Here is a 22,390-nt window from a genome sequence, read left to right on the forward strand (position 1 = left end):
TATAATGGAGGCTCCACCATGGCATCTTCAGGCAATCAAGCGCAAAAGTACAAATGCCCCTGCGGCAAGAGTTATTACACCGTCCACAGCTACTACGATCAGGCCGGCTTGTTTGACGAGCATTGGGAGATGAACTGCTGCCGATGCAAACAGCGCTACCAGCTCAGTTCGCTCCTCAAGGAGAGCGGCCGGGGCCTCAACGAGGCCTATCTCTGGGCCCCAATAAACATCTTCAGCGAGCTGGCCATCGTGGAGGACCAGTTGCACCGGGCCCAGGGCGATATGCTGGCCCTGGCCCGGGAGCTGTATCTGGATCGCTGGCTTGGGCACTTCTCCGGGGTTAAGGCCAGAAAAGATATCTGGCGGCGCCTGACCGACGGCGGGAAACGGGAGCCCAGCTACCGGCTGTTCGTTCGTTCGGCGCCCCGGGACAATCTGGAGGACTATCTGCAGAGATACTTCCACTATTTCAACGTGGACCATATCCTGGAGAAGCTGGGGGTGCGGGACATCCGGCTGGATGAGATGAAAGGCCGGATCGCCGAACTGCAGACCGGCCGGGAAAGGGCCCAGGGCCTGCTGAGGATGGAAGGTTTTGCTGGACGGAGCGAATACCGGTGGGGATCATCAATAAAAACCGATAGGCGTGTATAGTAGGGTCGGGATTCAGCCCCGACCCCGGCTATCATGTCATCCCGGTTCCGCAGCAAGTGCGGGATAAATTCCGACAGGGATGACGGGATTTAACTACCAAGACACTAAGACGCCAAGAATTTTTACTTAATACCGGACTAAGGTGTCATTCCTGCCCATCCCTCACTCCCTCACCGCTGCGGGGAGAGCCTGCACTGAGGACGGCAGTTATTTTTGCCGACCGAAGTGGAGGCCGATAGGCAGTGAGGGGTCAGGATAGGCGGGGAACCGGGGGCCGTCCCACATCTCTGACGCGGATATAACCACAGGAGACAGGGAAATGTATAGCATCGAGGTAAGCGAAAGGGAAAAAATGTTGGGCTACGCCCTGAGCCCCGTTCCGAATCCCGCCGGTAAACTGCCGGGGGAGCCGGAGCAGGTCCTGGCGGTGGCCTATACACTGGACGAAGAGAACCTGATCGTCAAAAAGCTGTATCCCATGGGGGGTTGCCGGTATTGGCATTTGAAAAAGGCCAGCGATGACTGGAGAACGGTGAGCAATGTGGAGCCCGACCCGGGAAAGGCCATCGAGCGGGCCAGGCTAGGATGACCGCCTCCTCACTCCATCCAATTTGCCTGCCGGCACCAGTTGCTTGAGACCATCGGACAGGGGATGATTTTTTTATGCCGGGATGAAGGCCTTGGCCGGGCCTGCGGCCAGATCAAAGGCCGGAAGCGCAAGGCTAAAAAATCTCCCGGGGGTTCAGCGGCAAAACAGTTTTCATTTGACAAGCCATATCCAAAGCGGTATATTAATACTTGTAAAAGTATTTTTAAACCGCTTTTTTAACGCCTCGGCTCAGGGGAAACCGATGTTCAACCAACCCAGTATTAAGTTCAAAGATTAAAGAATAAAAGCCTTTGTGTATTTTGTGCACCTTTCGACTTGGCTCCGGGAATTCTTTGTGGTTAAAAGGTACCTGAGATTGCTTCGGCTGTGAATCTTTGGTGCCATCCCCGCAATGACACGGAAGGCAGGCAGAAAGCCGGTAAATAATGAAAGCCTTTGTGTCTTTGTGCTTAAAAGATTCTAAGGCTTGGCGGGTAGGCTGCCGGGCTCAGAATGACGAAAGCAATGACATAGGGCCGGAAATATCAGTGAAAATCCGTATTCCATTAAGCCTGGATTCCCGACTTCTCGGGAATGACACCTGGTGCAGGTTAAAAGAGTAAAAGTCTTTGTGCCTTAGTGTCTTGGTGGTTAATTCCGGTTTAAAATTAAAAATAAAGGAGCAGCCATGATAGACCGCATGAACGAAGCCGTGATCAAGGCCCTGCTGGAGGCCATGCCGGGCGAGATCTCGGTGATCGACCACAACGACGAGGTGATCGGCTGGAACAAGCATGACACCCGGCTGTTCCATAGGCCCATGGACAGCATGGGCATCAACTTCCGCAGCTGCCACCCCAAAAGCAGCCTGGCCAAGGTGGAGCAGATCGTGGAGGAGATGAAAAGCGGGAAGCGAGACAGCGCCAGGTTCTGGATAGACCTGCCGCTGGGACCCAACCAGGAGAAGCACAAGGTGCTGATAGAATTCTTCGCCCTGCGTGACCAGGATAAAAAATACCTGGGCTGCCTGGAGCACACCATGGATGTCCAGTACATCCGGGAGCTGGAGGGCGAGAAGCGGCTGCTGTCGTAAAAGTTCATAAAGCTTAAAGTTTAAAGAATAGAAGCCTCTGCGTCTCTGCGGTGAAATGACCCTGGATTCCTGCCTTCGCCGGAATGACACGCAGGACAGGTTAAAAGTGAAAAAGTCTTTGTGTCTTTTATGCGCTTTGTGGCAAAACCAGTTTAATGTTCAAAGCTTGTCACACTGAGAAGGCATTCGTGCCCTGCAAGTTGAATGTGTGAAGGGGAATTCGGGAAACATAATATTGTCGCCCGTTCAACTTGGCAAGAGTAAAGAATTCTCAGGGTGACAACAACCACTCTGCGTTTCGTGGCTAAAAGACACCTGAGATTGCTTCGCTTGTGAATCTTCGGCGCCATGCTCGCAATGACAAGAAAGGCAGGTACAAAGCCGGAAAAGAATAAAAGCCTTTGTACGCTTTGTGGTTAAAAGGGACCCTGGATTCCAGCTGGAGTTTATGCTGAATGCAATGAAGTGCTGGAATGACAAACGCATCAGCGTAAAGCTATAAAGTCTCTCTGTGACCCAGTGTCTCTGTGGCAAAACCTCAGCCCAGAAGTTAAATAAACCGCTCCGGAAAGGGGCGGCCTTTTTTGTTGATTATTTCTCTTTTATCCGACCCCTTTTTATGTTACTATTTCTACCGGAAAGCCGAAGCCTTAAATTTTAAATCACCAGCCTATAAAAATGAACTCCGCCCATAACATATTGACCCCGGTCCAGCAGGACGCCCTCAAGGAGATATTCAACATCGGCTCCGGCAACGCTGCCACCACCCTGTCCGAGGCCATTCATCAGCCAGTGCTGGTATCGGTGCCCCAGATCAAGGTCAGCACCGTGGAGGAGGCCCTGTCCTCGCTGGTCAAGCCCGACCTGCCGGTGGTCTGCCTGGTCAACATCTTCGTGGGCGACCTCTCCGGCTGCACCCTGTGGCTGATGCCGGGCGATAGCGCTTTGGCCTTCGCCCAGGAGTGCTGGCACAAGATGCCCCGGGCCAAGAACGAGGCCGAGTTCCATTTCGGGCACATCCATCTGGAGATCTCCTCGGTGCTGACCGAGTCCTACCTGAACACCCTGGGCGACATGCTGGAGCTGACCGCCATCCCCTCGCCCCCCCTGATGCTGTCCGGGCCCATGCAGAAGGTGATGGGGAGGATACTGGGAGAGTACGCCCGTTTCGGCGAGATCCTGGCCTACGTCCAGAACCGGTTCCGTTTCCCCGGCGAGGCCGGGACGGCCAGCGGCTATTTCATGATGCTGCCGGATGCCGCCTCGCTCAAGCGGATCATGACTGCCATGAAGCTGGAGGGGTCATAGGCCCCGGGAGGGACCAGGTTCCTTTTATCTTGCAGGGAACCGGGTTAATATTGTAAAATCGTTTGTCAAAGAAACGCCACCCGCTTAAGCTTCAATGATAATCAAGAGAGATCGATGACCTATCAGCAAGCCGTAGAATATCTGATGTCCTTTGTGGACCGGGAAAAAATTCCGGGCCAGAAATACCATGAGGAGCAGTATGACCTGCAGGGCTTCCGGCAGTTTTTGACCGAGCTGGGCAGCCCCCAGAATTCCTTCAAATCCATCCTGGTGGCCGGGACCAAGGGCAAGGGCTCCACCGCGGCCATGATAGAATCGGTGCTGCGCCAGCAGAGGCTGAAGACCGGGCTGTACACCTCGCCCCACCTGATCAGCTTCTGCGAACGGATAAAAAGAGACGGCAAGAATATTCTGGAGCGGGATTTCGCCCAGCGTCTGGAATGGCTGAAGCCCTTTCTGGAGAAGTCCCGGGCCGAAGGCCGGCCGCGTACGGTGTTCGAGATCCTGACCGCCATGGCCTTTTTGTATTTCCAGGAGGTGGGGGTGGAATGGGCGGTATTGGAGGTGGGGGTGGGCGGCCGGCTGGACTGCACCAATGTGGTCAATCCCCGGGCGGCGGTTATCACCAACCTCAGCCTGGACCATACCGAGATCCTGGGGGAAACCATCGCCCGGATCGCCGCCGAGAAGGCCGGCATCATCCGGCAGGACGCCCTGGTCATCACCTCTCCCCAGCCGGCCGAGGCCATCAAGGTGATTCTGAAGAAATGCCAGGATTCGCTGGCCCGGCTGTTCCAGGTGGGCCGGGATGTGGGCTTCCGGATAACCGACCAGACGCCGCACAGCGTGACCATCGACCTGGCCGGGACCTTCGGCTCCATGACCAACCTGGAGGTGGGCCTGCCGGGCGATTTTCAGGCCGAGAATGCCGCCGCGGCCTTCGCCGCGCTGCGCAGCCTGCAGTACCGCAACCTGATCCTGAGCGACAACGTCATCCGGGAGGGGTTCCGCTCGGTCAACTGGCCGGGCAGAATGCAGCAGGTATCGCAGGAGCCGGCGATCATCATCGATGGGGCCCACAACGGCCACTCCGCCAAGTGCCTGATGGACGCCCTGGAGAAGACCTATCCCGGGGCCGGGAGGGTGGCGGTGCTGGGCATCTCTGCCAACAAGGACATAGCCGGGATAGTGGACAGCCTGGCGCCGGGTTGCCGGGCGTTGGTGATCACCAAGGCCCGGCACTCCCGGGCGGCATCTCCCGAGATCATCAGGGAACAAGCGGCCCGGCACGGGGTGGCGGCCATAGTCACCGAGAACCTGGGCGAAGCCCTGGAGAAGGCCAAACAGCTGGTGGCCGTCAGTGATCTGATAGTCATCACCGGGTCGCTGTTTTTGGCCGGAGAGGCGTTGGAGATGTTCGGGGAGAAGGCGTAGGGGCCGATAGAACGCAGATCAGACGGATTTAGACGGATTCACACGGATACAAACAGGGGTATTCTCGCACTGGTCTATTAGGCAACCTATGCCCAGTCATCGCGAGACGGCTTTTTATTTCAGCCGAAGCGATCTCAGCTGGGACCTCTGCAAAACTAACCGCCGAAGCACGGAAATTTTAAAAACACGGAATGATATCCATCAGATATTCATTCCTTTGGTGATTCCCTTCCGAAAATCAGTGTTTCCGTGCCTGCACGCTGTAGCGCGGAGTTTACACCGATGCAAGAGGTGGCGCGCAAGCTTGGTAAAAGGTACGTTTAGCCCCTAAATGAAATAATCACTGGAGGAGTTAATGGACAGACAACAGGCTAAGGAGCTTTTGGAGCAGACCATACCCAACAAGAACCTGCAGAAGCACATGCTGGCGGCCGAGGCCTGCATGAAAGGACTGGCGGAGCATTTCGGCGAGGATCAGGATAAGTGGGCCCTGGCCGGTTTGCTGCACGACCTGGATTACGACCGGACCGCCAACGATTTCCCCAACCACGGGCTGGTCACCGCCCAGATGCTGGAGGGCCAGGACATCTCCGAGGACATCATCTACGCCATCAAGGCCCATCCCGGGCATGTGGAGGCCAAATCGAAGATGGACTTTGCCCTGTATGCGGTGGACCCGCTGACCGGCCTGATCGTGGCCGCGGCCCTGATGCATCCCACCAAAAAACTGGCCAATGTGGACGTACCGTTTATCATGAAACGCTACAAGGAAAAGCGCTTTGCGGCCGGGGCCAACCGGGATCAGATCCAGACCTGCGATAGGTTGGGATTATCGTTGGAGGATTTCATTGGCAAGTGCCTGACGGCCATGCAGGGGATAGCTCCAGAGCTTGGGCTTTAATAGGTTTAAACTGTTGAAAATGTTTTAAAAAGGTTCACGAAGGGGATAAAATGCTAAAATCATATAAAGATAAAACACCAAAAATCGATAAGTCGGCCTTTGTGGCCGAGACCGCTGTCATCATCGGCGATGTGGAGATCGGGGAAAGAGCCAGCATCTGGTACGGGGTGGCCATCCGGGCCGACATCAACCATGTCCGGATCGGCCAGGAGACCAACATCCAGGAGAACACCGTCATCCATGTCGATCTGAATGATAGGGGGCTGGGCGACTGCGCCACCATAATTGGCGACCGGGTCACCGTGGGACACGGGGCCATATTGCACGGCTGCAAGATCGGCGACGACTGCCTGATCGGCATGGGGGCCATCGTGCTCTCCGGGGCCAGCGTCGGGGCCGGGTCGGTGGTGGCGGCCGGGGCTTTGGTCAAGGAAGGCCAGCAGATCCCGCCCCGCTCCATGGTGATGGGCATGCCGGCCGAGGTCAAGCGGCAGCTGCCGGAGGAGGCAATAGAAAAGATACGCGCCAGCGCCCAGCACTACGTGGATCTGGCCAAGGAATATAAAAAATAGAATTTATGTTTATTATGAAAAGATATTTGCTTTTATTTATACTGATTCTATCAGTCTCGCCCATTGTGAATGCCCTGGATTTGAAAGGCACATTTTGGACGGATGAAAGCAATGCATATTTTTTCTTTCAAGATACAACAGTGCTTTTTGAGCATGGGGGGCGTGCTGATAAATTCAAATATTTAATAAAAAATGATAGCCTATACCTTTTTAAAAACTACTGGATTGATAAGGACAGTATTAAGCATATTCAATCGTATGGTTTGATATGTGGAATAAAATCAAAGGATTCCTTGTCATTACGGCCATACTTGCCCGTAGATAATGAATGGGAAAAAGATATCATTGATCCAGTATTAACTGATACAATGAAAACATCAAGGTTTTACAACGTAGAAAAATATTATGATCCATCCTTGCTTGTCTTTGATAAATTATATTTCATGTTGAATGAATATGACTATAAAGTGGAAATCATAATAGATAAGAACAGAAACTATTATTACCATGGAAAAGGCGATATTAAAAATAAGGGGTATTACCAAGGCATAATTAGCGATTCGCTTTTTAAAGTACTGGGGAATTTGCTTGAGAAAAGTTGTTTAAGACTAATTACATTAGAGCCTGTTTGTTATGATATTGACACCACAGGAAAAGTATCAAATATTATATTTGTTAAAGATGGTCCCGATTATACATTAAATTTATATGTAGATAAGGAAATAATCAATCTTCAAGGCAATAGTTTGCCATACGTGGCTAAAAATCTTTTTAATTTTCTTTCCAAGTCTAATCGTGATGTTAAATTGTTAAAATCAAAGAGTGCAAAAAAAGCTTTTGGCCAATAAAACTATCTACATATTTATAACTTTTAGTTTTCGTGTGTTTTGTGGGAAGATTTCTCTGCGTAGAAGATAATATTAAGGAGGCTCTATCGTGAGGCTCAATTATTACTGGCGGGAGGCCCTGGCCGGCCTGAAGCGGGCCAAGCTGATGACCTTTTTGTCGGTATCCAGCATCACCTCGGCCCTGTTCATCCTGGGCTCGTTCCTGCTGGTGACCCTGAATTTCCAGAGGGCCATCGACCAGGTGAAAGGCAAGTTCGAGATCCAGGCATTTTTAAGGGACAATGTGGCCAACAGCCAGGCCCTGGTGATAGGCAGCCGCATCCGGGACATCCCCGGGATACAGGAGACGGAATACATCTCCAAGCAGGAGGCCCTAAAGCAGTTCCGGCAGGAGCTGGCCGACAAGGCCGACCTGCTGAATGCCATCGAGACCAACCCCCTGCCCCAGTCTTTCAAGGTCAAGCTCAAGGCGGAGCACCGCAATCCCGAATCCATCACCCAGATCGCCGAAAAGATCAAACAATTAAGCGGGGTGGAGGAGGTGGAATACGGCAAGGCCTGGCTGGGCCGGCTGTACCGGATGGTGCGCCTGCTGATCGTGATAGACTTCTCCCTGATGGTGATCGTCAGCCTGGCGGCGGTGATGGTGGTCTTCAACACCATCCAGCTGACATTGTATGCCAGGCGGCAGGCCATAGAGATCATGAAGCTGGTGGGGGCCGACGGGGCCCACATCCGCCGGCCGTTCCTCCTGGAGGGGATGCTGCAGGGGCTGGCCGGCAGCCTGGCCGGTCTGGCCCTGCTGTACCTGGCCTATCGCCTGCTGTCTTCATACTTTGATATGTTCGGATTCTTCACCGGCCAGCAGCTGCTGGGCTTGCTGGCCTTCGGGGTCTGCCTGGGCGGGCTGGGCAGTTTGATAGCCGTTCAAAAGTTCCTGTTCCGGACCGTACAGCCGGGAAACAGCTGAGAAATTTGCTCTTTACTTTTGGGAAAGATGATTGTATAATTAACCCTGTCTTGAGGGAAACTGCCCAGGTTTGTCCGTCTATAGATGCCAGCTTGATATATGACGGGAAACACGCGAAAATAAATTTTTGATTTTTCGTGTTTTTAGCGGGAGAGAAAAACAAGGGGTGTCCTTCTGAAGCAAGGCAAGTGGCATTTCTCAGGATGACGAAGCAATAATATTAGTTGGGGCGTCCTTCGGAAGTAAGGCAAGTAGTACAGCTCAGGATGACGAAGCAATTCTCTGGAGTAGGGCGATTAGCTCAGTTTTGGTTAGAGCGCATGCTTGACATGCATGAGGTCACAGGTTCAAGTCCTGTATCGCCCACCATTCCGGATTTTCACCAAGTTTGTCAGTGTAAGTCATTGCAATATCAACGCCTTTAACAGGTTCAAGGACATGAGATAGCTCTCTCACAAGGAGGGCTATCTTTTTTAGTGCCTCAAACACTGGAAACAGCGTAAATAGGGGCTTGCGGCCGATTACCAATGGGTTCAAGGATAACATAAAAGCAGCGTAGCGTTTCTCCTCTGAATCTCCTGTCATGAAGCGTCCCTTAGCCAGTTCCGCAAAGCTAAACACCTTGTCAGCCTCCTTTAGGTAGTCCTCGATCTTCTTTTCAGCCGTTACCATAAGATCGGATAGCCGCTCCTGTTCTTTTCTTAATTCAGCCTGCTTGCGGTCATAAGCCTCTTGGTTGATTGCCTGGCCCAATAGGAGGTCGAGTAGTTTTTCCGACTTGGCCTTGCTGATCTCCAGCGCCCGCTGCCTAGACTGCAATAATTCAATGGTATAGTCCTCTGACCGTTGGACATCATCCCTTAAGGTATCCATAGCCCATTGGTGGAACTGGGGCGGGATCTCAAGCTCTCCAAGGATACGGGCAATCTCTGCGTCAATCATTCCTTCCCCTAATTGGGGCTCATGACAATGCCGGTCCTTGCCCCTGGCGCATATATAATAGGTCCAGCTATGGACGTTTCCATTATTTTGCTTTTTGGTCTTCCGGTAACCGCTCATAAGGGATCCACACCGCCCACACCTAAACACTCCTCGGTATGTGAAGTCATGGCTATGCTTCCGGGGCTTCTGGTCACCGCTTAAAATGGCCTGGGCCTGGTCAAACTCTTCCTTGGTAATCATCGGTTCATGCTGCCCCTTGTTCAGCTTGGGATTCCCATCAATCATATATTGAAAGTAGCCATAATAGAAGGGATTCTGAAATAGTTTGTAGAAGTTACTGCGGCAGTATTTTCCACCATTCCTATTGGTCAAACCATCTTCAATCGCCATCTCATATACCTGTTGAAGGGAATAACGGCGTTCTAAAAGACGTTGCCAGCATTTCTTCAGGATAGTGAATCTTTCGGGGTCTTTGACCACAGTGCTGATGGTGTCGTCACTGGTTCTAAGGTTCAAATACCCAACCGGGACACGGCCAGGGCACCATCCCAGACGGATTTTAGTATTCATGCCGACCTTAACTGATGACGATAAATCCCTTTTATACTGGTCTGCCATACCGAATTCGACGTAAAGCAAAATTACATTCTCGTTATAGTTATAAGTGCGTTCCAGCGTCTGTATCCGCTGAATAGCTCCACTTTCTAACCTGGAGAGTATGGCGGCGGTATCAATAGAATTACGGGATAATCTGTCTGTTTTCCAGACTATAATACCATTTGCCTCGCCCTGGTCGATCATGTTCAGCATTTGCTTGAAAACAGGCCTCCCGACCTTTTTAGCAGTATGTCTTTCCTCCAACGGCTCCCCGACAACGGTTAATCCTTCCCTTAGGATCAGTTTTTGCAGTTCCGCTCTCTGGGATTCAATAGAGAGTAGCTGCTTGTTCTTTTCGTCCGTGCTTTTGCGGCAGTAGACGACGTACCGAAGCTGTTTTTCCATGGTCGTTCTCCTTATTTGTGGTGATTATAGTAAATTTTTGTTAAACAGGCAATGCCTACCTGGGGAAAGCCCAGTAAGGCCAGTAAGCCCAGTATCGGGGAGGCTTACTGGCTTTCCTGGCGTTTGATTAGGCGGCAAATCGCTGCCGGATGTCCTCGATTATCTGTTGTTCCCAAACGATGCCGGAATTACCGTTTGGCATGGTGCAGGACGAGAAACCCATAGACCGGAGCATGCGGGATATCTTGTGGGGTGTGAAATGGTAACGTTCTTGCCGATCCACATTGTATCCGTCTGTAATATCCTTGACAGCTAACATGCCGTGATCAACCCTCTGCTCCAAAAGGATCAATATATTGAATAACTGGGCTTCTGAACTGTTCCGCTGGGACATTTTCCGTTCTGCGTCAAGTTGCCGGGCAAATTGGACGAAATGGTCGCTACCCTCGGGGTGGACCAGCATCAAGATTTGGTGTAATGGTTTTAGGATATCGCCCAGCCGGGATAACCCTGGGATTTTGTCCATATCCGGTAAGCCGGTGTCCAAGTGCTTGGCCCGGAAAGCAACGAGTTTTTCCCTAAGCGGCAGGGCGTCTTTTTCCAGTACGTCATTATTGAATGTACGGCGCGCTTCCCGCAGGCTGAGTGTAATGCACCGGCTTTCCAGGATATCGTCTATCGCTTCGTTGGAACTGACTATGGTGGGGCCAAAGGTCGAAAACGAGGTCATGTCCTCAAACGGGCCACGATCTGGATAAAGCACTCTGGTTATTTGATTCTTTTTTTCAAAGCGGCTTAGGAGCAGATCATCACTCTGTGTCGCCAAAAGTCGCTTCCATAGGTCCCGAACGTCAAAAAACAGCGTGGCTCCTAAGTAGGTGGCAAACCGCATAACGTTTGCTTCCCGTAGTGATTGTTCCTGAATGCCCCGATAGGAAACAAAAGTAATACCTGCCCCCGTTCTTGTTTTACCCCTGGCTGGCAGGGCCGAAAAACAGAGGATTGGGAAGTATTCGCAATGCTCCTGAAAATATGTGAGCATATCCCAGCAGGCCAATACCCCATAGTAATCATCGGACGGCAATTCGGATATCGAGCGGTGATATTCGGCCAATTCTGTATATAATTGATGGCCAAACTCACCGGAGGTCATTTCCGGGCTGTTGTAATGCCGTAGCACTTCTTCGGCCCGAGGCAGCATCCAGCGGATACAATCCTTACGGGGTGGGATAAGGGCCTTTTCATCCTGCTCCACCAGGCGCTGGATTTTAAGCTCACCATCCTGTTTTATCAGGAAGACAACCTCCCCGTTATCGTCGGCCAAATCCACCAGGCCTTCGAATTTGGCACACATTTGAAGTTTCTTACCATCATCGGCATCAACCGCCTTGCCATCGTCCAGGTTTTTCTGGAATTCCTTGACCTTTTTCCTGTAGGCTGTAACCTCGGCCGTCGATAACCCAAACCGTTGCTTAATATCCCGGCTAAGGTATGTTTCAGCCTGCAATTTATCCAATAAGGCTAAATCCCTGAGGACAGGCTCAAGAACTGTTGGTAACTCTATCTTATCCGTATCCTGGGGAATCTGGAAGACGCGGTGCCGAATTATATCCTTGGCCTCTGCCATGAGGGTTTTGAACTCCTCCGGCGAATGTCCTTGAAAATACTCGTTCAGGTCGTTTCCCTCCGGCAAAGTCAGAATTCTCGCTTTACTGCCCAACATGGAACCAATTTTTAAAGCAGCCTGTTGTCCCGGGTTGTCAGCGTCCATAGCCACATATACCGTCTTGCACCTGGAAAAACGGTCAATGTACTCCGGTTTAAAGGACGACGTTCCTAGTACGGCGACGGACGGAAAACCTGCCTGTATCGCTGAAAGGCAGTCGGGAATGCCCTCGGTCAAGACAACGATCTCATGCCGTAAATCATCCTCATTATAAAGATATCGGATTTCGCCCTTGAGGTGTAAGTGTCTGGGTTCAATGTTCCCAAGGGCTCGGCCAGACATATGGACCACCTGACCGCGTTTGACGTTCGGGAATACGATCCGTCCGGCGAAATGGTCCTTATAATCCGCCCGCACTTTCACCAGGACACCGGCTTCAACGCATAATCCCGGTAGCTTATTACAGCCATCAATAAGATATTCGCCAAGAGTTCCGTCTCCATAGCCTACCTGGTGCCGTTTAATGGTATCTTCATTAAACCCGCGAATGTTAATCAAATATTCTTTGGCATCGGAAGATAACTGCTGGTGATGATACCAGGCGGCATGGTTTAAAATGGAGTCAATCTCTTTTTGCTTGGCAATCGCCAGTCGCTCTTCATCGGTAAAGGAGGGGAGGTCCATGCCGATTTCCCCTGCTGTCATCCTCAAGGCCTCCATGAAGCTCATGCCATCTTGTAATTCCAAAAAACGGAAGACATCACCGCCCCGGCCACAACCAAAACATTTAAAGTACTGTCCTTTGGTGTTAACTGACAGGCTGGGGTTAGTATCGGTGTGAAAAGGGCAGAGGCCCTTATTATGACCGTCAAGTTTAACATACCGTCCAATCACCTCTGAGATGTCAATCCTTTCCTTGACCGTATCCACAAAATTCCTAATATCATTCATTCTTTTCATCCTCCTGCGACTTACAAATTAATTGTTGGTATTGTTCCGCTGTCATCGGCCTGTATACAAATTTATATAATGCCAATAACCTGCGTCCGTGTTCCGCCGCCTCCGCCAGTGTAATACGTTCCCCTATCAATTCCTGCCATAAGGTCTGAAACTGAAGGATGTCGGGATTTGACAAAGGCATATTTGCGGCTTGTTCCTGTTGCGATAATTCATTTTGTTTCATCGTAAATAAAAATCCTTTGGGACGGGCCGCAATGAACGACCCGCCCCTTGTCGTTGGTAACTAAGCGGGATATTCGTGGTGCTGAACACCATCAAGGATATCGCCGCCTTTGCCGTGTTTATTGCCGCCGTACTGCTTGAAGAAATAGGCAACCCCGGCCCGGGCACACTGGTCCCGTATCCCCCTAGCCCAGTCGGGATCCATGGGCCGGAAGATCTTGCCGCTCTCGCCGCCGGCAACTACCCAGTGAATCCCTTTTAGATCGAGATCCGGCAACGCCGACAGCAGGGGTTCCGCGCTTATCCACCGTATGGCCGCTGGGACCTGCCGTAGGTCGTCCAATCGGTGCAGGTATTCTGGCGACTCGACGGTAACCCCGGCCCAAATATTCGGGGTCCAGGTTAACCTTGGAGCCATCTCCGCCATCCGCTCGCTGCGTTTGGTCAATACCTGGAATTGGTGTTGTGGAAGACTGTTCATCACAGCGAAAATTTGCTGGATGAATACCTCCGGGACATCCCGATGGAAGAGGTCGGCCATCGAACAGACGAATATGCGGGTTGGACGCCGCAGTCTTGCCGGTTCGCCGAGCGTTGACGGGTGGGTTACCACCACATCGAAGCCAGCCCGGTATTTTTCCGTCTTGGGTGATCGCTGCAGGCGGTGCGTAATCCTTTCCGCATAACATCTGCCGCAACCGTCACTGGCGTGGGAACATCCTGAGATCGGGTTCCAGCTGGCTTCCGACCATGAGATCTTTGTGTTTTCGGACATTTTGTTTCTCCCTTTGTTGTTGAGAAGGTTTTACTTCTCGATATTAATATTGAAAGCATCCCAGAGCGGGCGCTTTTTAAGGTCGCTCCATTGTAAGGCGAGTTGTTCAATAGAAGGTTCAAAGAATGTTCAAAAAAAGTTCAAGATTTATTATTGAACAATAATAAAAAGCAGATACAGCATAAACTTACTTTTTGAACAAAAAAAAGATGGGCTAAAAAAAGCCCACCTTTTGCTGGTTTGCCCATTGAAGACCATATTTAAATAAAAAGGGCACTCCATAATTATGGAATGCCCTGTAACGGTATATCGTCAGCGATTAAATGTTATCGCATTTTAACTGGTAGCCGATTTTATGTTTGGTAAAAACAACCTCGCGGCCAAAGCGATTATCTAATAATTTACTTAATGAATGGATATGGGTATACAGAAGTCTGATTTGCTTGCGGGATAATTTTTCAACACCATCAATTCCTCTTATACAATCTGTAGTATGATTATCAATAATAGTACGATAAAGATCCAAGCTTGAGCAAGTACGACCGTGGTGACGCATTAAATAAGAGCAAAGCCGTTTGAGCTGCTGACCAGTTATAATGATTTCCTTGTCATAATAAATATTGCCATATTCGCCAATAGATAGAGGGTGATAGGGGGGATTGTTAATAATTTCCTGTTCTGGTATATTTAGTTGAACCGCAGATTCCGGTGGTGGCGGGTTATGACGGAATTCATAATCTTTGTTGATATCATCTAACCCCGAATTAAATTTACCAGGCTGGATATTGACGATATATTTTTCAATACCACCGTCCGGAACAAATTCCATGGGCCCATCATCATTGGGGCCTGATATATAACCAGACGGAATAACTTCAGCAATCTCTATGCCATAATCAGATGCCACTCCCGTTATCAGATCCCCTAAAGAAATATGCTCTAAGGACACATCGCTGGCCAATATTTCTAAATTGGAATCAGCCTTGGATAAGATTCGCTTTAGCTCAATCGCCTTTAAAAGCTGATATAGATCATCACGAAAATTATTGTCAACAATAGCGGGGCTCATGGTTAAATTTTCTCCGATAAACTGTGTACATTACGGGGGTAGTAAGCGGTAAATCTCGGATCATGTAAGGCGCTGTAATCCATTGTGTTGGTCGTAACCTGTTGGTTATAAATAAGATAGCACGTAACACTTTCATCTATCAGACCAAAAGTAAGGTGTATGAGGTAAGTCCATGATTTTGACTAGGATACAGGCGTTTATTTACGGGATTTTTCGCTTTCTCTGTGCAGAGGACCCCAGAGGCTCGGAATTGTGTCGAATGTAACTTATTATATACTATAGTCTTAGTAAAACTTTTCAAATTTCCCGTTTTTCCCCCAAGAAATTTCGATATTTTGGTATAGAAATTGGCAAAATCGGTCGGTGAGCGGCGGGGTGGGGTAATTGTCTATTTCCTGGGCCTGGATTTCTTTTTACCAATGCTCGCCATTAACGGTGCGGTTATTTTCTCGTACAGCCCGAATAAGTACTCTATCCGCTGGCGCTCACTATCAAAAGGCTGGGAACGATAACACAGATCTACCGCCCGATCCAATTCGGCATGGGCCTTTACCAATTTGGGCGGCATGGACAAGGGGTCATATAAGTCAGCCAAGGTAGAATCTGGGTATTCCATACGAACGTCCAGTACTGCCTGGGCAGCAACCTCCACGGACTTACGTTGCTTGGGGGATGGGTCCTCCGGCCATGGATAATTATTATAAACCAAGTTGCTTGAATAACGATATCGGGACTCTAATCGCCCGCATACTTGGCGAACCCAGACCATATGCATCATCGATGACAACACACCAAAATGGTACATACCAGCGTTAGGTACGCACGAACAACTATCATGAATAATAGTGGATGCCGGGAAGTATCCAAAGGGAATGTATTTACGGGTCTCGGATGAATGCCGTGGTATTACGATATAACGTCCCTTTGGCTGCCTTATTTCCGCAAAAAGAGATGCCTCCGATGCCTTGCGACGGGTCGGCTCCTTCTTGCTGGCAAGCCTAAAATCACGGACAGCTTCAACCCGTTTCCGTATTCCTGGAATATTCTTAATATCGGCCGGTGATGCATCTACCAACCAAAGACACCAACGGGGTATAGAATACAGGTATTCTTCGGCACACAACAACGGCTTTAGATACTTCTTCGCCTCGGGATTTTCGTTTAAAAACGACTGGCGATCCTTTTCTTCAATTATCAAATGGCCGCCATCCGTTGGTTTATTCCCATACTCACATAACGGCACATTACAAATAGGTCTGCTCCTCGACAATACAGGTATATCACTGCCTTCGATCAAATAGGGGCTGATATTGCGTACAGTTTCAATTGTAACTTTACTGCCTTTGTCCTGGTAATCATAAAGACGCTTATTGGGTATATCATTGGTAGCAAAACCTATAATAACGACATGAACGTGGGCTTTGCCTCTTGCCTCGCTTTCCCACGGAAACGTGCGATGGGCAAAAAGTATTTTTATCTTATAATTAGCAAAAAGAAGCGACCAAAGTGCCCCAACCTGCTCGCCCTGGCTTATGGAACTGGTAGACACAAAACCAACTACTATTTGGGTGCCTTGTATGTATTCGGCAGCTTTACGATACCAACCAGTCACATAATCTAATACACCAGTGCCTTTAGCTTTATCCCAAACTAAATCCATGTCTTCATTTTGATCTTCCGACATTAGATGTTTGCCAATGAATGGCGGATTGCCCAAAACATAACTGCACTTGCCCACCGGCAAGACCTTTTTCCAGTCCAATCGCAGGGCATTATCGCAAACGATGGTTGGGCTCTTCCGCAACGGCAGTCGTACATAATATTCGCCAAAAGCCGCCGATAAAAGATTGTTCATCTGATGGTCCATCAGCCACATGGCAACCTCGGCAATGCGGGACGGCCATTCTTTGATCTCGATACCATAAAAAGCATCCACATCCAGTATAGACAAATGGCCGATATCGTGCACCTGTTGACCGCCGTACATCTCTTTCAGCATGTCAATTTCCAACAATCGTAATTCTCGGTAAGTGATTACCAGGAAATTGCCGCAACCGCAAGCCGGGTCCAGGAACCTTAAACCGGTTAGCTTCTGATGGAACCGCTTTAACTCGGGTTTGTTCTTCTTTATTTTCTCAAACTCGGCCCGCAAGTCGTCAAGGAACAAGGACCGAACCACTTTTAAAATGTCTCTCTCTGAAGTATAATGACCTCCGGTCTGCCTGCGCTCCTTCGGTTCCATAACGGCCTGGAACAGGGAACCAAATACCGCTGGGGATATCTGCGCCCAATCAAAATGGGTCGAGGCCAGCAGAGCATTTCTCATATCCCGGTTGAAATCGGCAAAGCCCAGATGTTCAGAGAAAAGATCGCCATTTACATAGGGAAAGGCGGCCAGAGTCTCGTCCAGGTTTTTCTGTCTCTTCTCTAGTGGCGTATTAAGCACTTCAAACAAACGGGCCAGGTGCAATCCTAAATCTGACCCATCGGCCGCCGTGCGATTTTCCAAATATAGGTGGAAAGCTTCCCGGTCAAATATTCCAGTGTCCTCGGCAAACAGGCAGAATAGCACTCGAACCAGAAAACGCTCCAACTCATGGCCGGAATATCCTCCAGCTTCCAACGCATCATGCAGATTACCAAGTCTGCCTACCGCTTCGATGTTGATCGGGTCCTGGGCCTCAAAGACCTGCTGTTTGTAGCCTGGTATAAAGGCGAAAGAATGGATATTCTTGTGGAAGTCGGCCAATGTAAACTCGGTGGTCTGCACCCGCCATTGGTCGAATAAGGGAAGGTCAAGCTGTCTATCCGGCTCCAGGTCATGCAGGGCAACTCGGGCGAAATCGGAAACAATCACATATCGGGGTATTTCGTTGTGCCGGCCGGACCGGGCTAAATCTTGTATATACTGGAAGGCCTGGGAACCAGCTTTGCTCAGGTCTTTTCCCCGGCTTTTATGCTCCACCAATAAAAGTCCGCTCCAAAAAAGGTCAATATACCCGTATTGGCCTTTTATGTTTTTTACTGGCTCCTCAAAGCTGGCCACCACCCGGCGCTTGATACCAAAAACGGCAAAAAACTCATCCCAGAATGTCTTGGCCTCGGCATCCTCGCGGGTTTCCGTGGCCCAATCGTGGGAAAAGGCTATGGCGTTATGTCTTATTTCGTTCCAGCTTAGAGGCATTAATTATATCTCAATTGTATTATAACAAGAACGCCGTTGTCTTCCGTCATAATCAAGGCAATAATAAATAATATTAAAAGAGACCAGCGCATATTATTGTTAATACGATGGCCCTAAAATACATGTGTTTTAAAAGGAAAGGACTCTCTTTTCATTTTACCAACCACTCTTGCGGAACAAGTTTTTTGCCACCTCTCCATTCTTCCACCATATTCACATTGGGCAACTTCCCCCAAATGGATTCCGGGGCATGATCTAATACAACAATTTGGAAATCTTTATTTGCATCAGAAATCACCTTAGAAAACACTTCAAATGCTTTGCGAACAGCTTCAACATCTTCATCAAGATACTGTGGATCATCATCGACCAAATTTCTTTTGCCTGCTAATTTTTTTGGGAAATATACTTGGCTTGGTTGGTCAAATACTATGAAATTTGGAACGGGGTTTTGTTTTAATCCCTGAAAATATTGATGAAGCCCTAACAGCACGGCAATATGATAAGATAGCCAATTTGAACCACTGCCAATTTCCCACAGGAAATCTTTTCTGTCTACGTTTTGTATGGAAATAGTCAAATCATCAATTGATAACATAATGGGAAGTTCCGGCTTTTCGCAATCTAAGTTTGGTAATAATTTACCAGCATTTAGGTTCACGGCGTTAACCGCACGATTTGTTCTTTCCTTAACATTTCCCACGGAGATTAATTTTTCTAATTTTGTGACTCTCTCCTGAAGGTCAACAATTTCTACAGTTAGATCTTTATCTGTACCAAGACTTTCATATACTTCTAACGCTTGTTCAATATTACCTATGAATCGTGATATCGTCAAAGTGTCGTATTGCCTTTTACGAGCCTCATCTGATGTATTTTCAAGTTGGCGGATTCGAATACGTATACCTTTCAATTTATCGCACACAATGTCCAACTCATTTCGGACCCGCTCATACTCACGATCAAACACAATTGGGATCGTATCAAAATCCCCACTATTAGATTCAATATCTTGTAAAGCATTTTGTAACTTTTGCAATTCTGATGTAGCTTTTTCCATTTGACTCCCACATAAAGGACAGTCATGCTTGGGTGTATTCAATGTCCCCATCCAATTGGATACCTTTAAGCGCTCACGTTGTATCGCCAATGCAGATTTGTACTCACTTACAGTTTCACGAAGGTTAGTCATTTCCAACAATCGTTGGCGAAGACTTGAAACCTCAAAAGCAATAGATTTTTCTTCTTTATTTAGGGCCATCAACTCCGTTATAGCTTCAGTTACTGTTGTTGAAGTTGTTCGTGCTTCCCATTCATGTGATTTTACAATTTCATTTAAAATATCAATTAACTCAGATACTGTGGTGGTAGAAATCACACTTTTTGTTGTCAACCCATATTCTTTTGCTTCAGAGACCCTAGTTTTGATATCTGCAATCCAACGTTCTGATGTTTGACGTAGATTCTTTAATTCACTTTGCTTTTTCCGAAGATCTCTTCTTAACGTAGAGAGTTCATGCTGTTTAGCTAATAAGCCAGCTGTTATTGCCCCAAGAATATAAGGGAAAATGCTTTTCAACTTTTCTCTATGTTCATAGGTATCAGCTTTATAAAATAAAACATCTGGATTGGCAATTATATTCTGTGGCTGAAAAATAAAAGCTCCAAGATCACGGAAACTGGGCCGCCCACTGAAACCAGAGCCTGTTTCTGCAAAATCGAAATTGAGCGCCGTCAAGCCTGACAACGAATCAAGAGTATGCTTGACAACATCGCTCGTTGTGTTTTTTTCTTTGATATATTTAGGTATAAGAATGTTCTTACCTTCCAATATGTACATATCACTCGTCGATTTCTGAATGCCTGGTTCCCTCCTGGCAAATAGCTTTTGATCAGTTTCGGTTTCCACAAGCAAACCGAACCAGCCACATGCATCTCTAATCGTGTTCACCGGAATAGTACATTTTTCAGAACCCAAGCAATAGTCTATGATAGGTATAATCGCTGATTTGCCAGTTCTGGAGGCCCCGGTTATTACATTAATACTGCCGCTTTGAAACGGTAATATTCTAGGATCGTGGGAGAAATCCTTAGGCCATAGAATTATACTTTTAATCTGTAATTTCATACTATAATCCAATCTTAAGGGTTAGGCCTATTTCATGATTTGTTAGTGGGGCACACCAAGTGCCTAATTTTTCAGCCAGTGTGATCAATATTTTTATAGATTCTGAGAGCCCCGCTTTAGGGGGTGTTATTGATAAAGGGATGACAGTGGCTTTATCAACGTTGATGATTAGTAGATTTGATGCTACGGCAAGCATCAATGAATTGAGCGTAAGATCTTTAGTGCAATTGATTTTTGAGTTCAGCGAAACAAGCAGATCATTTTTTGAAACTGCAGACGGTGAAAACTTATCCGTAAATGCCCTCAAACCAGAAGAGCCTCTTGTCGCAACCATTATTTTAGCTGTTTCATCATGAAAAAGTAACGGAAGCACAATGAAAAGTAGCGGCAAATCGGGGTGTTTTCTATTTGATTCGCTACTTTCAAAACCAGCAACAAAACGCCATAAGAGTAGAGCCCCTAACGCTGGATTTTGGACATTATTAACTTCTTTATTTAGTGCTCGTATCATTCTCGCTCGGATCTATCATGTCATTTTTTAGTAGTTGTAAATAATCAGGATGCCATCCAACTTTTTCGATATCCGCAAGTGCATTGTAGCTGCCAGGTATAAAATGAGAAGGTGTTTCCATTGCTTGTAAATGTGCGCGATGTAATGAACACTCAGAATAGAGAATCTGGCCTTTTGCAGATGGTGATGCATTATTCTGGTTAAGAAATGTTTTAGTCCGTAGGTTCTTCCAGGTTCTAATCAAATTATCTTCAAATTCATTAAAGCTTTCTTCAAAAACCAATCCCTTTTCACTCCATTCCGTTCTAGCACTTGAAGCTTTTAAAAAATCTATAATTGCTCTTATTTTTTGATCGTCAGGTGATTCAATAAATTCAAGTTGACGAACGTATTTCTTCAACCTCTCTGCATTAATTTCTGTAGGATCCGGATCCCGAGCAAAGCTGCTGAGAATCGATTTGGAGCTACGTTTACCAATAAAACTTACCAATGTAGTTCTGAATTCAGAAACCTTAATAATTGCAGCTTCGTTATTTTCTATCGCACGATCAATTTTATCTTTAACCCACCCCAAAGCATATTTATTTAAATCTTCAATTATCTCATCCGGGCAAAGCAATTTTGAAAATATATCACGCAAATCACTTTGTGGACTACCACTACCTGTTTCAAGTTCAAAGGAGCATATTATCTTACTGATAAGATCTTTGTCATCGTTAAATATATGTTCTACAAAAGCACTGATTCCCAGAGCTACTGAACTACGTTTTTCAAATGCAGGTGCCTTGCCCCACAATTCCGTTTGGGCGCTTATTAGAGCTTCTTTAGCTTGAGCAATAGTTTTTGCGTTGCTGAATGATTCAGCAATTGGCCCTGTAACCTTTTTTGACACATAAATCTTAAAAAGGGTATTATCGGGATCGAGTTCGCCTTTTTCAACAGCAGTTAACCAATTATGAAATGTTTTCCAAAAATCTATAGAACGATCCGATACTGGGTTCCCATTTGAAGTACTTTTCGATTGAACAGCAAGTTTCCCCTCGCCAGGTGTTTCAACGCCAATATCCTCAAATACTTCAAGGCTCACAATTGATTCTTTTCTGCTCTGAAGTAATAAAGACACGAATAGTGTTTGTTGAAGCGAATACCCCAAGAACGATCCGGGTACGTGAGGAGTGCGCTTCTGATGTGCATCAGTACTTGATTCTTTCATTTTATCTAAAAGAAACTTAACTATACCATATATTTATATACCCAATTGTATAATAACTTAAATGTCATATTTTGTCAACAGCAAATATGCATATCAAATATTATTAATAATATTTATGCAATATATAACTATTAAAGCTAATAGTTTAGAAATGATACTCAAATATAAATTCCGAAGAAGATATAAATATAGTGTTACGATTAAAAAGCATGGCAGGGCAGTTTGCATAACGCCGGTTATGTAAACCCTCTGGGCGTAGCACTGGGGTAAGGCAAGGGACAAGGGACCATAATGCGCATTATGGGTCAGGCGGCGGAATAGCGACAGGTGGAACGATCGACCTGGAGCT

At 47.7% G+C, this 22,390-nt stretch carries 17 protein-coding genes and 1 tRNA gene; 11 read left to right on the forward strand and 7 right to left on the reverse strand.

The window, feature by feature from the left end; genetic code table 11:
* The first annotated feature begins 18 nt into the window (after positions 1–18).
* From A2273_04705 to A2273_04755, 11 genes are all read left to right on the forward strand, one after another.
* Positions 19–654 carry a hypothetical protein gene (locus A2273_04705; GenBank protein ID OGF07770.1) on the forward strand — a complete coding sequence of 212 codons (636 nt, stop codon included), beginning with the start codon at positions 19–21 and terminating at the stop codon, positions 652–654.
* Positions 655–973: 319 nt separating this feature from the next.
* Entirely contained in the window at positions 974–1,243 is a 270-nt protein-coding gene (locus A2273_04710) for a hypothetical protein (GenBank protein ID OGF07771.1), read from the forward strand.
* Positions 1,244–1,325: 82 nt separating this feature from the next.
* On the forward strand, positions 1,326–1,541 hold the full coding sequence (locus A2273_04715; protein OGF07772.1) for a hypothetical protein: 216 nt from the start codon (positions 1,326–1,328) through the stop codon (positions 1,539–1,541).
* A 390-nt stretch (positions 1,542–1,931) separates the two neighbouring features.
* Positions 1,932–2,336 carry a hypothetical protein gene (locus A2273_04720; GenBank protein OGF07773.1) on the forward strand — a complete coding sequence of 135 codons (405 nt, stop codon included), beginning with the start codon at positions 1,932–1,934 and terminating at the stop codon, positions 2,334–2,336.
* 678 nt (positions 2,337–3,014) lie between these two features.
* Positions 3,015–3,644 (forward strand): hypothetical protein, encoded by a 630-nt coding sequence (locus tag A2273_04725; GenBank protein OGF07774.1) that lies wholly within the window; start codon positions 3,015–3,017, stop codon positions 3,642–3,644.
* 114 nt (positions 3,645–3,758) lie between these two features.
* A complete protein-coding gene (locus A2273_04730) occupies positions 3,759–5,078 on the forward strand; it encodes a hypothetical protein (GenBank protein OGF07775.1) in 1,320 nt (439 codons plus the stop codon).
* A 355-nt stretch (positions 5,079–5,433) separates the two neighbouring features.
* On the forward strand, positions 5,434–5,979 hold the full coding sequence (locus tag A2273_04735) for a phosphohydrolase (protein OGF07776.1): 546 nt from the start codon (positions 5,434–5,436) through the stop codon (positions 5,977–5,979).
* Positions 5,980–6,029: 50 nt separating this feature from the next.
* Positions 6,030–6,551, forward strand: a complete 522-nt coding sequence (locus tag A2273_04740; protein OGF07777.1) for a gamma carbonic anhydrase family protein — start codon at positions 6,030–6,032, stop codon at positions 6,549–6,551.
* Positions 6,552–6,556: 5 nt separating this feature from the next.
* The gene (locus A2273_04745) at positions 6,557–7,399 is read left to right on the forward strand and encodes a hypothetical protein (GenBank protein OGF07778.1); all 843 of its coding nucleotides are present in this window, start codon (positions 6,557–6,559) and stop codon (positions 7,397–7,399) included.
* Positions 7,400–7,487: 88 nt separating this feature from the next.
* Positions 7,488–8,369 (forward strand): hypothetical protein, encoded by an 882-nt coding sequence (locus tag A2273_04750; protein ID OGF07779.1) that lies wholly within the window; start codon positions 7,488–7,490, stop codon positions 8,367–8,369.
* 290 nt (positions 8,370–8,659) lie between these two features.
* Positions 8,660–8,738 (forward strand) — tRNA-Val (locus A2273_04755).
* A 1,702-nt stretch (positions 8,739–10,440) separates the two neighbouring features.
* Here the strand turns inward: A2273_04755 and A2273_04760 are convergent.
* The 7 genes from A2273_04760 to A2273_04790 all read right to left on the reverse strand — a co-directional run bounded on the left by A2273_04760 (position 10,441) and on the right by A2273_04790 (position 21,981).
* Positions 10,441–12,930: a hypothetical protein gene (locus tag A2273_04760; GenBank protein OGF07780.1), complete on the reverse strand. Its 2,490-nt coding sequence runs from the start codon at positions 12,928–12,930 to the stop codon at positions 10,441–10,443.
* Positions 12,923–13,162 carry a hypothetical protein gene (locus A2273_04765; GenBank protein OGF07781.1) on the reverse strand — a complete coding sequence of 80 codons (240 nt, stop codon included), beginning with the start codon at positions 13,160–13,162 and terminating at the stop codon, positions 12,923–12,925. Before A2273_04765 ends, A2273_04760 begins: the two co-directional genes overlap by 8 nt.
* 60 nt (positions 13,163–13,222) lie before the next feature.
* On the reverse strand, positions 13,223–13,936 hold the full coding sequence (locus tag A2273_04770; GenBank protein OGF07782.1) for a hypothetical protein: 714 nt from the start codon (positions 13,934–13,936) through the stop codon (positions 13,223–13,225).
* A 319-nt stretch (positions 13,937–14,255) separates the two neighbouring features.
* On the reverse strand, positions 14,256–15,005 hold the full coding sequence (locus tag A2273_04775; protein ID OGF07783.1) for a hypothetical protein: 750 nt from the start codon (positions 15,003–15,005) through the stop codon (positions 14,256–14,258).
* Positions 15,006–15,393: 388 nt separating this feature from the next.
* The gene (locus A2273_04780) at positions 15,394–18,189 is read right to left on the reverse strand and encodes a methylase (protein ID OGF07784.1); all 2,796 of its coding nucleotides are present in this window, start codon (positions 18,187–18,189) and stop codon (positions 15,394–15,396) included.
* A 151-nt stretch (positions 18,190–18,340) separates the two neighbouring features.
* Complete coding sequence (locus A2273_04785) at positions 18,341–20,317, reverse strand: hypothetical protein (GenBank protein OGF07785.1); 1,977 nt, start codon at positions 20,315–20,317, stop codon at positions 18,341–18,343.
* 491 nt (positions 20,318–20,808) lie between these two features.
* A complete protein-coding gene (locus A2273_04790; protein ID OGF07786.1) occupies positions 20,809–21,981 on the reverse strand; it encodes a hypothetical protein in 1,173 nt (390 codons plus the stop codon).
* Positions 21,982–22,390 lie beyond the last annotated feature (409 nt).

Source organism: Candidatus Edwardsbacteria bacterium RifOxyA12_full_54_48, from assembly GCA_001777915.1.
GTDB lineage: Bacteria > Edwardsbacteria > AC1 > AC1 > EtOH8 > UBA2226.

Excerpts from the sequence above, each read along its gene's own strand:
- A2273_04720 (OGF07773.1), top strand. The coding sequence starts at position 1,932 with ATGATAGACCGCATGAACGAAGCCGTGATCAAGGCCCTGCTGGAGGCC.
- A2273_04740 (OGF07777.1), top strand. The coding sequence starts at position 6,030 with ATGCTAAAATCATATAAAGATAAAACACCAAAAATCGATAAGTCGGCC.
- A2273_04760 (OGF07780.1), bottom strand. The coding sequence starts at position 12,930 with ATGAATGATATTAGGAATTTTGTGGATACGGTCAAGGAAAGGATTGAC.
- A2273_04705 (OGF07770.1), top strand. The coding sequence starts at position 19 with ATGGCATCTTCAGGCAATCAAGCGCAAAAGTACAAATGCCCCTGCGGC.
- A2273_04770 (OGF07782.1), bottom strand. The coding sequence starts at position 13,936 with ATGTCCGAAAACACAAAGATCTCATGGTCGGAAGCCAGCTGGAACCCG.
- A2273_04730 (OGF07775.1), top strand. The coding sequence starts at position 3,759 with ATGACCTATCAGCAAGCCGTAGAATATCTGATGTCCTTTGTGGACCGG.
- A2273_04775 (OGF07783.1), bottom strand. The coding sequence starts at position 15,005 with ATGAGCCCCGCTATTGTTGACAATAATTTTCGTGATGATCTATATCAG.
- A2273_04780 (OGF07784.1), bottom strand. The coding sequence starts at position 18,189 with ATGCCTCTAAGCTGGAACGAAATAAGACATAACGCCATAGCCTTTTCC.
- A2273_04785 (OGF07785.1), bottom strand. The coding sequence starts at position 20,317 with ATGAAATTACAGATTAAAAGTATAATTCTATGGCCTAAGGATTTCTCC.
- A2273_04745 (OGF07778.1), top strand. The coding sequence starts at position 6,557 with ATGTTTATTATGAAAAGATATTTGCTTTTATTTATACTGATTCTATCA.
- A2273_04735 (OGF07776.1), top strand. The coding sequence starts at position 5,434 with ATGGACAGACAACAGGCTAAGGAGCTTTTGGAGCAGACCATACCCAAC.
- A2273_04765 (OGF07781.1), bottom strand. The coding sequence starts at position 13,162 with ATGAAACAAAATGAATTATCGCAACAGGAACAAGCCGCAAATATGCCT.
- A2273_04725 (OGF07774.1), top strand. The coding sequence starts at position 3,015 with ATGAACTCCGCCCATAACATATTGACCCCGGTCCAGCAGGACGCCCTC.
- A2273_04715 (OGF07772.1), top strand. The coding sequence starts at position 1,326 with ATGAAGGCCTTGGCCGGGCCTGCGGCCAGATCAAAGGCCGGAAGCGCA.
- A2273_04710 (OGF07771.1), top strand. The coding sequence starts at position 974 with ATGTATAGCATCGAGGTAAGCGAAAGGGAAAAAATGTTGGGCTACGCC.